9 protein-coding genes, 1 tRNA gene and 1 pseudogene (1 of these 11 cut by a window edge) are annotated in these 8,671 nt (G+C 67.6%); all 11 read right to left on the minus strand.

Features of this window, described 5'->3' with window-relative positions:
• Positions 1 to 84 precede the first annotated feature (84 nt).
• Positions 85 to 360, minus strand: coding sequence for a transcriptional regulator (locus tag A2X88_05875; protein ID OGP33226.1), 276 nt, complete (start codon positions 358 to 360; stop codon positions 85 to 87).
• Entirely contained in the window at positions 353 to 712 is a 360-nt protein-coding gene (locus A2X88_05880) for a hypothetical protein (GenBank protein OGP33227.1), read from the minus strand. The genes A2X88_05875 and A2X88_05880 overlap by 8 nt, the downstream gene beginning before the upstream one ends.
• 151 nt (positions 713 to 863) lie before the next feature.
• A tRNA-Leu gene (locus A2X88_05885) sits at positions 864 to 949 on the minus strand.
• A 165-nt stretch (positions 950 to 1,114) separates the two neighbouring features.
• Entirely contained in the window at positions 1,115 to 2,347 is a 1,233-nt protein-coding gene (locus A2X88_05890) for a hypothetical protein (protein OGP33228.1), read from the minus strand.
• Between the two features lie 13 nt (positions 2,348 to 2,360).
• Positions 2,361 to 3,218: a lipoyl synthase gene (locus A2X88_05895; protein ID OGP33229.1), complete on the minus strand. Its 858-nt coding sequence runs from the start codon at positions 3,216 to 3,218 to the stop codon at positions 2,361 to 2,363.
• The gene (locus A2X88_05900) at positions 3,215 to 3,841 is read right to left on the minus strand and encodes a lipoyl(octanoyl) transferase (GenBank protein OGP33230.1); all 627 of its coding nucleotides are present in this window, start codon (positions 3,839 to 3,841) and stop codon (positions 3,215 to 3,217) included. The genes A2X88_05895 and A2X88_05900 overlap by 4 nt, the downstream gene beginning before the upstream one ends.
• A 10-nt stretch (positions 3,842 to 3,851) precedes the next feature.
• Complete coding sequence (locus A2X88_05905; GenBank protein ID OGP33231.1) at positions 3,852 to 5,204, minus strand: hypothetical protein; 1,353 nt, start codon at positions 5,202 to 5,204, stop codon at positions 3,852 to 3,854.
• A gap of 94 nt (positions 5,205 to 5,298) precedes the next feature.
• Positions 5,299 to 6,273 (minus strand): pyruvate dehydrogenase, encoded by a 975-nt coding sequence (locus A2X88_05910; protein ID OGP33232.1) that lies wholly within the window; start codon positions 6,271 to 6,273, stop codon positions 5,299 to 5,301.
• Between the two features lie 3 nt (positions 6,274 to 6,276).
• Entirely contained in the window at positions 6,277 to 7,248 is a 972-nt protein-coding gene (locus A2X88_05915) for a hypothetical protein (GenBank protein OGP33233.1), read from the minus strand.
• A gap of 18 nt (positions 7,249 to 7,266) precedes the next feature.
• Positions 7,267 to 8,637 carry a dihydrolipoyl dehydrogenase gene (locus tag A2X88_05920; GenBank protein OGP33234.1) on the minus strand — a complete coding sequence of 457 codons (1,371 nt, stop codon included), beginning with the start codon at positions 8,635 to 8,637 and terminating at the stop codon, positions 7,267 to 7,269.
• Positions 8,634 to 8,671, minus strand: a pseudogene (locus A2X88_05925) (hypothetical protein); it runs 1,090 nt beyond the window's last position. The gene A2X88_05920 and the pseudogene A2X88_05925 overlap by 4 nt, the downstream one beginning before the upstream one ends.

Genomic DNA, 8,671 nt, shown 5'->3' on the forward strand with positions numbered 1-8,671 from the left:
AGATTCACTGAGCGCCTGCGGATTTCGACTGGTGCCGAAGGGGGGACTCGAACCCCCACGGGTTTCCCCACCACCCCCTGCAACCTACGCGATCTTCACCAGAAGACGCTTCCCCAGTGCCGCGGCCACCCTCTCGAGGGTGGAGAGTTTTATGTCTTCCGCATGGTTCTCTATCCTGGAGATCGCAGTCTTCTTGGTGCTCAAGCGGGTGGCCAGTTCCTCCTGGCTCAAACCCGCCGCCTCACGCGCCTTCCGAAGTGTCGCACCGATCTTGAACCGCGCGTAGCCCTCGTCGAACCCCTCGGCGAACTCCCGATCACGCTTCTTCCGCTCCGCGACGTATTTCTTCAAGTCACTCATGGCGCTTGTGCCTCCTTAGATAATCCCGTTTGTAGGTTTCCGCCCTCTCGATTTCCTTCGCCGGCGTTTTCTGGGTCTTCTTTACGAACCCATGCGTGAGCACCAGGACCGAACCGCCAGCGTGGAAGCATAGTATCCGGTACTCGTTGGAACCGAACTGCGTCCTGCACTCCCAAATATCTTCCGAACCGACCAACTTCTTGAAGTAGGTCGCGGGCAGGATGTCCAGTTCCTCCACCAGCATCAGGACCCACGAGACTTTCTGGGCAACCTTGCCGGGGAGAGAGTCGAGGAATTTCTTGACCGGCACTTCGCCGTCCTCGGTCTCATAGAAACGGACAACCTTGCCCATATGGAAAGGTTAACCGACACGTTAACCGATGTCAACAACCGTGGAGGCTGCCGAGAGGAATATTTTCCGCGAGCCACAAATGAGCCAGTCGGCCCGTTTTAACGAAAAAAGGGACTCCGGCGGGAAGCCGAAATCCCTTTTGTTATTGCGATGGTGCCGAAGGGGGGACTCGAACCCCCACGGGTTTCCCCACCACCCCCTCAAGATGGCGTGTCTACCAGGTTCCACCACTTCGGCACGCGAGGAAAAACCATAGTATCCACGGCGCCGCGGAAAATCAAGCGGGGAGCGACCGCGCAGCAAGAGGGAAAGCCCGACCCGCGGGGGCCACCTGCCTGAAAGTTGGTGGCGAATCTCCATCAACTTTTCACTATGCCCCCCCCGATATCCCTGCTTTGCCCCTTACTTCTTATCCTTGCCGGCCAGCGTCCCGGGCCGGGCCCCCTTCTCCCCGTATTTTCCCCGGATCCGGTCCACCGCTTCGTTGAGTTTCGCCGTCCGCGCCGGGTCCCGCGCCCCCGGGGACCGGGGAGCGGGAACGCCCGGTTGCGGAGGATACCCGAAGAGGGAGATCTGCTCGGATCCCGCGTCGCGCACGGGCTCCCCCCCGAAGTTGGAGAGATAGATCCCGAGCAGCCGGACCGGCTTCTTCCCCGCCTCCGTCTTCTCCAGGAGCGTCAGCGCCTGGCGGAAGATCTCCCCACCGTCATCGATCCCGTGGGGCAGGGTGACCTCGCGGGTGACCAGCCGGAAATCGGAATACTTCACCTTGAGGGTGACGGTCCGCCCTTTGAGCCTGTGGTTCCGAAGCCTCGCGGCGGCCCGGGTGGCGATGTCGAGGAGCTGCCCCCTCAGGTCGAGAATCTCCAGGAGGTCCTCGTCGAAGGTGTTCTCGCGCCCCATCGACTGGATCTCCCGTTCCGGCTCCACCTCCCGGTCGTCGATCCCGTGCGCGAGCCGGTGCAGGTGGGCCCCGTGCTTCCCGAGCTTCCGGACGACCGCATCCTCGGGGATCCCCGCGAGGTCGGCGATCTTCATCACTCCCATTTCCGCGAGGGCGCTCCGGGTCGTCTCCCCCACCCCCCAGAGCTTCCCCACCTGGAGCGGCGCCAGGAACTCCCGCTCCTTCCCGCGGGGGACGACGGCGAGCCCGTCGGGCTTGTTCATGTCGGAGGCGATCTTCGCGACGAGCTTCGAGGAGGCGACCCCCGCCGAAACCGTGAGCCCCGTTTCCGCCCGGACCTCGGCCCGGATCTTCCGGGCGATCTCCTCCGGGGTGCCGAACAGCTGCACGGACGCGGTGACGTCGAGGAACGCCTCGTCGAGGGAGACCGGATCGACCAGCGGGGTGTAGCGGCGGAAGATCCCGAAGACCCGGTCCGAGATCTCCTTGTAGCGCTCCATGCGCACGGGAAGGAAGACGCCGTGGGGGCAGAGGCGCCTCGCTTTCGCCATCGGGATGGAGGAGTGGACGCCGAACTTGCGCGCCTCGTAGGAGGCGGCGGAGACCACCCCCCGCTTCACCCCGCCACCGACGATGACCGGCTTGCCGCGCAGGGTGGGGTTGTCCAGGACCTCGACGGATGCGTAGAAGGCGTCCAGGTCGAGGTGGAGGATCTCACGCTCTTTTTTCATTCTCCCCTCCCGTTCACGCTTCCCCGGCGGCCCGGTAGGAGCTTCGGACCAGCGGGCCGGAGGCAACCCGGACGAACCCGATCCGGCGCGCCGCCCTCCCGAGTTCCTCGAACTCCTCGATCGACCAGTACTTCCCGACGCGGGGATGGTTCCGGGACGGCGAAAGGTACTGCCCCACGGTGACCGACCGGCACCCGGTCCTGTAGAGATCCTCCATCACCGCGACCACCTCGTCCCGGCTCTCGCCGAACCCCACCATCAGCCCAGACTTTACCATAAGGCGGGGATCCATCCGGCAGGCACGTGAAAGCAGCTCGAGCGACCGCTCGTACACCGCCCCGGGACGGACCGACGGGTAGAGCCGGGGGACCGTCTCCACGTTGTGCGCCAGGATCTCCGGGCGGGCCGAGACGACCGTGGACAGCGCCTCCCGGCTTCCGGAGAAATCGGGCACCAGGAGCTCCACCGAGGGGGGTGGGGACAGGGCGCGCAGCTCCCGGACCACTGCGGCGAAGTGCCCCGCCCCTCCGTCCGGCAGATCGTCCCGGGTCACCGAGGTCACCACCACATGCTTCCATCGAAGATCCGCGGCGGCGGCGGCCACCCGCTCCGGCTCCGTCGGGTCGGGCAGCCCGGGCGTCCCCGGCTTCACGCTGCAGAAGGAGCACCCCCGGAAACAGACGTCTCCCAGGACCAGGACGGTCGCCGTACCCTCCCCCCAGCACTCCCCCACGTTCGGACAGCGGGCCTCCCGGCAGACGGTGACCAGTCCGTGCTTGTCCAGGACCTCGGCCACCCTCGCCACCTCTCCGCCGAAAGGGGCGCGGACTTTCAGCCAGGGAGGCCGTTCGGCATGCGCCGGCCTGGTCATGAGAACCCCGTGAGATGCTTCGCGCAGGCGACGGAAACCGCATCGCCCACCTGCTCCACCGGGATTTCGTTCCCTGTCTCCACACGGATCGAGGTCGCCGCGCGGTCCCGAAGGCCGCAGAGGTGGATCCGTTCGAAGTAGGACAGATCGGTGCTCACGTTCAGCGCGAAGCCGTGGTAGGTGACCCAGCGCTTCACCCCGACCCCGATCGAGGCGATCTTCCTCCCGCCGACCCAGACGCCGGTCAGCCCGTCGATCCTCTCCGCATTGACACCGAACCGGGCCAGCGCCTCGATCAGCGCCGCCTCGATCGACCGGACGAAACGGTGCACGTCGGGTCGGGGCAGGTGGACGATGGGGTACCCGACAAGCTGGCCGGGCCCGTGGTAGGTGACGTCGCCGCCTCGCCCCACCCGCTCCACGGGGATCCCGTCGCGGGCGAGCGCCTCCCGCGTCACGAGGAGGTTCTCCGGGTTCCCCGCCCGGCCGAAGGTGTAGACGTGGGGGTGGGTCAGGAGCAGGAGGGTGTCGGGGATCTCCCCCTCCGCCCGCCGCCGCAGGGTGGAGAGCTGCAGATCCAGCGCCCGACCGTACTCGACGCTCCCAAGCCAGACGGTCTCCATGGCGCCTCCCTCAGAGGTGGAACTCCCCCGCCTCGAGAATCTCCCGGACCCTGTAAAGGAAGCCATTCCCCGCGACTCCGTCGATCACCCGGTGGTCGTAGCCCAGGCAGAGGACCATCATCGGACGGATGACGATCGCGTCCTCCCCGTCCCGCTCCACCACGACGGGGCGCTTCACGATCTGCCCCATCCGCAGGATGCCGACCTGGGGCTGGTTCAGGATCGGCGTTCCGAAGAGGTTCCCCTTGAGCCCCGGGTTGGTGATGCTGAAGGTCCCGCCGGTCAGTTCGTCGGGAAGGATCTTCTTCGCCGCGCCCCGGGCCGCAAGATCCTCCACCGCCTTGGCCACCCCGAGCAGCGACTTCTCGTCGGCGTTGCGGATGACCGGGACGATCAGCCCCCGCTCCGTGTCGACCGCCACCCCCATGTGGATCGCCTTCTTGATGACGGTGGACTCCCCGACCACCTGGGAGTTCAGGATCGGGAACTCCCGGAGCGCCTCGACCGCCGCCCAGATCACGAAGGGGAGATAGGTGAGGGAAACCCCCTCCTTCTTCTTCTCCGCGCGGAAGGCGACCGCCTTGTGCATGTCCACCTCGGCGAAGGTGTGGACGTGCGGCGAGGTCCGCTTGCTCGCCACCATGTGCTCGGCGATCATCTTCCGGATCGGCGTGAAGGGGACCACCTGGTCCCCTTCGGGGGTCACCTTCGCCCCGGGCGGAGGGGGAGGGGGCGCCGGTTTCGCCTTCGGGGGGGGCGGCGCGGCTTTCGGCGGCGCCGCCGCAGGCTTCGCGGCGGACGGGGCCGCCGGAGGCGCCTTCGGCGGCTTTCCGGCCAGGTAGCTCTCGACGTCCTTCTTGGTCACCCGTCCCTCGATGCCGGTCCCGGGGATGCTGCGCACGTCGAGACCGTGCTCGGCGGCCATCCTCGCCACCACCGGGGAGATCCGGACCTTGTCCCCTTCCGGCGCGGGCGGAGGAGTCGGGGGAGCCACCTTCGGGGCTTCCGCCCTGGGCGCGGGGGGTATGGGAGGGCCGGACCTGCGGGCCATCGCGCCGGGGAACCCCTCCTCCTCCTCGTCCCACTTCTCCGCCTTCGGCGGTGGAGGCTCCGGCTCGGCCTTCGCCTCCGTCTCGATCCGGCAGAGGACCTCCTGGATGGGAACCGTGTCCCCCTCCTTCGCCAGGATCTCCACGACCTTCCCCGCCACGGGAGAGGGGATCTCGGCGTCCACCTTGTCGGTGGAGATCTCCAGGAGCGACTGGTCCTTCTCCACGACCGCCCCCACCTGGACCAGCCACTTCACCACGACTCCCTCGACCACGCTCTCCCCGAGCTGGGGCATCACGACATCTATCCGCATCTTCCTTTCTCCCTTCCGTGAGACTCTCTCGCCCCACCGGGGACATTCCTCGAGGTTGTCGGTGGTACGGTTGGAGGAGTGTCCCCGCCCAGCCTCAGTACGCCGCAAGCTTGCGGATCGCCTCCGTCACCTTCTCCTGGTTCGGGAGGATGTAGTCCTCCATCGGGGCGGCGAAGGCGTTGTGGGTGTCCTTCGCGGCCAGCCGGATCACCGGCCCGTCCAGCGACTCGAACAGCTCCTCGGCGATCCGCGCGGCGATCTCCCCACCGATCCCGCCGGTCTTCCGCGCCTCGTGCACGATCAGCGCCTTCCCGGTCTTGGCGACCGAGGCCCGGATCGTCTTCCAGTCGAGCGGGAGCAGGGTCCTAAGGTCGATCACCTCGATGTCGACCTCCGAGGCCATGTCCCTCGCCGCCTTCATCACCGCGTGCATCGGGGAACCGTAGGTGATCACCGTCAGGTCGGTCCCCTCCTTGCGCAGCGCCGCCTTCCCGATCGGAACCAGGTACTCCTCCTCCGGAAGATCCTCCTTGATCCGCCGGTAGAGGAACTTGTGCTCGAGATAGATCACCGGGTCGTCGTCCCGGATGGCGGCCTTCAGCAGCCCCTTCGCGTCGTAGGCGGTGGCGGGGGCCACGACCTTCAGCCCCGGCACGTGGAAGAACCAGGCCTCCGGGTTCTGCGAGTGGTAGAGTCCCCCGTGGACCCCTCCCCCGCAGGGTCCGCGGATCACGATCGGGCAGGCGGTCTGCCCCCCGTGACGGTACCGGAGCGTCGCCGCCGTGTTCACGATCTGGTCGAAGGCGCAGGAGATGAAGTCGATGAACTGCATCTCGAGGATCGGGCGCATCCCCTGGATCGCCAGCCCCACCCCCGCGCCGACGATCAGCGCCTCGGCGATGGGGGTGTCCACCACCCGATCCGATCCGAACTTCGCATGAAGCCCCTCGGTCGCCTTGAAGGCGCCGCCGAGGATCCCCACGTCCTCCCCGAGGAGCAGGACGTTTTCGTCCCGCTCCATCTCCTCGTGCATCGCCTGGTTGATCGCCTGGATATAGGTGGCCGCCATCGCCTACACCTCCGGAATGGGAGTGGCGTAGAGATCCTCCATCGCCTCGGGCCCTTCCGGCAGGGGACTGGCCTCGGCGAACGCCACCGCGTCGTCGACGATCTTCTTCACCCGCTGCGACACCTCCGCCCGGATGGCGTCGATGTCGTACTTCCGCTTCTGGAGGTAGACCTCCCACCGCTCGATCGGGTCCCGGCTCTCCCAGGCGATCAGTTCCTCCTGGTCCCGGTAGGTGGCACGGTCATGCTCCGAGTGCCCGTGGTACCGGTAGGTCTTGCACTCCAGGAAGGTGGGACCCTCGCCGGCGCGCGCCCGCTCGATCGCCTTCCTGGCCGCCTTCATCACCGCGTGGAGATCGTTCCCGGAGCAGACCTCCCCCTTGAAGCCGTACCCTTCCGCCCGGTCGGCGACATCCTCGACGGCGAACTGGAGCTCGTTCGGGGTGGAGTAGGCGTAGAAGTTGTTCTCGCAGAGGAAGAGCACGGGGAGCTTGTGGATCCCGGCGAAGTTCATCGCCTCGTGGACGTCCCCCCGGCTGCTCGCCCCCTCGCCGAAGAAGGCGACCGCCACCCGGTCCTCCTTCCGGATCCTGAACTTGTAGGCGGTCCCGACCGCCACGGGGAGGGTGGAGCCGAGCATCGAGGTCGCCCCGAAGATGCAGCGCGAGAAGTCGCCGCCGTGCAGGAAGGAATCCTTCCCCTTGGAGAAGCCGTCCCGGCGGCCGAAGATCTGCGCCATCAGCCGGTTCGGGTCGGCCCCCTTCACGAGGAAGGCGCCCAGGTCACGGTGCAGCGGGAAGATCCAGTCGTCGGGGCGCAGGTCGTGGCAGACCCCCACCGTCACCGCCTCCTGCCCCTTCCCGGAGTAGACCCCGCCCTGGATCTTCCCCTGCTTGTCCAGCGCGGAGATCCGGTCCTCGAACTCCCGGACGAGCCGCAGCCAAAAGTAGAGTTCCCGCTCCTTCTGCTCGGTCATTCCTCCCTCCGTCCGCCGTCAGATGTCGATCGCCTCCCCCGCCAGCATGAGCGCCGCCTCGCGGACCGCCTCCGGCAGGGTCGGGTGGGCGTGCACGGTCTTCCCGATCTCGTGGAAGGTCGCCTCGAGCGTCCGCGCGAGCGCAACCTCCGCGATCAGGTCCGATGCTCCGTGCCCGATGATGTGGCAGCCGATCACCTCCCCGTACCGCTCCTCCGCGATCATCTTCACGAACCCTTCCGTGTGCCCCGAGGCGACCGCGCGCCCCAGCGCCGTGAAGGGGAACTTCGCCGTCTTCACCGCGATCCCCCGCCGCCGCGCCTCCTCCTCGGAGAGCCCCACCGTGGCGACCTCGGGCTGACAGAAGATGCAGGCCGGGATCCGGTCGCGGTCCGGCCTGCTCGCCTCCTTCCCGGCGATGATCTCGGCCGCCGCGACCCCTTCCGCGGAGGCCTCGTGCGCCAGCAGCATCCCGCCGATCACGTCGCCGATGGCGAAGATCGTCGGGCATCCGGTGCGGAACCGCTCGTCCACGACGATGTACCCCTTCTCCAGCTTCACCCCGCAGGCCTCGAGCCCGAGCCCCGCGGTCAGCGGCTCCCGTCCCACGGCGACCAGGAAGCGGTCGGCGGAAAGGGTCTCCTCCTTCCCGGGAGCGCCCACCGTTAGAGTGCCGGAAGCCGCGTCCAGTTTCCTCGCGGGGGCGGAGGTCAGCACCCGGATCCCTTGTTTTGTAAACGATTTCTCCAGCTCCTTCGCCACCTCCCGGTCGGTGCGCGGGAGAAGCTGGTCCTCCATCTCGACGACCGTCACCTCGGCGCCGAAGGCCCGGAAGATGTAGGCGAACTCGACCCCGACCGCCCCGCCGCCCAGGACGACCACCGAGGCCGGCAGATCCGTGAGGGCGAGGGCGTCGTCGCTGGTGAGCACCCGCTTGCCGTCCGGCTCGATCCCCGGCAGCCCCCGCACCGCCGTTCCCACGGCGACCAGGATCGCCTTCGCGCCGATCTCCTCGCTCCCCACCCGGACCGACGACGGAGATGCGACGACCGCGTCGCCGGGGATCAGCTCGATCCGGTTTTTCTTGAACAGGAACTCGACCCCCCGCGACATCCGCTCCGCCACCTTGCGGCTTCGCCCGATCACCGCCGCATAGTCGACCGAGAGCCCCTGGCACCGGATCCCGTGGGCCGCGGCGTTCTGCATCTCCCGGTAGAGGTCGGCGGTCTTTAAAATCGCCTTGGACGGGATGCAGCCCCAGTTCACGCAGACCCCTCCGGGCCGGTCCCGCTCCACGACCGCCACGGAAAGCCCCAGCTGCGCCGCCCGGATCGCCGCCACGTAGCCGCCGGGTCCCGCTCCGATCACCAACAGGTCGCATCGCCTCATCGCCGCCCCTTTTCGTCGATCGTCATCGCTTCGA

The organism is Deltaproteobacteria bacterium GWC2_65_14 (genome assembly GCA_001797615.1).
In the GTDB taxonomy this organism is placed as follows: domain Bacteria; phylum Desulfobacterota; class Deferrimicrobia; order Deferrimicrobiales; family Deferrimicrobiaceae; genus GWC2-65-14.

Bases quoted from the DNA above. Each gene is read 5' to 3' on its own strand.
- A2X88_05875 (OGP33226.1), bottom strand. From the start codon at position 360: ATGAGTGACTTGAAGAAATACGTCGCGGAGCGGAAGAAGCGTGATCGG.
- A2X88_05880 (OGP33227.1), bottom strand. From the start codon at position 712: ATGGGCAAGGTTGTCCGTTTCTATGAGACCGAGGACGGCGAAGTGCCG.
- A2X88_05890 (OGP33228.1), bottom strand. From the start codon at position 2,347: ATGAAAAAAGAGCGTGAGATCCTCCACCTCGACCTGGACGCCTTCTAC.
- A2X88_05895 (OGP33229.1), bottom strand. From the start codon at position 3,218: ATGACCAGGCCGGCGCATGCCGAACGGCCTCCCTGGCTGAAAGTCCGC.
- A2X88_05900 (OGP33230.1), bottom strand. From the start codon at position 3,841: ATGGAGACCGTCTGGCTTGGGAGCGTCGAGTACGGTCGGGCGCTGGAT.
- A2X88_05905 (OGP33231.1), bottom strand. From the start codon at position 5,204: ATGCGGATAGATGTCGTGATGCCCCAGCTCGGGGAGAGCGTGGTCGAG.
- A2X88_05910 (OGP33232.1), bottom strand. From the start codon at position 6,273: ATGGCGGCCACCTATATCCAGGCGATCAACCAGGCGATGCACGAGGAG.
- A2X88_05915 (OGP33233.1), bottom strand. From the start codon at position 7,248: ATGACCGAGCAGAAGGAGCGGGAACTCTACTTTTGGCTGCGGCTCGTC.
- A2X88_05920 (OGP33234.1), bottom strand. From the start codon at position 8,637: ATGAGGCGATGCGACCTGTTGGTGATCGGAGCGGGACCCGGCGGCTAC.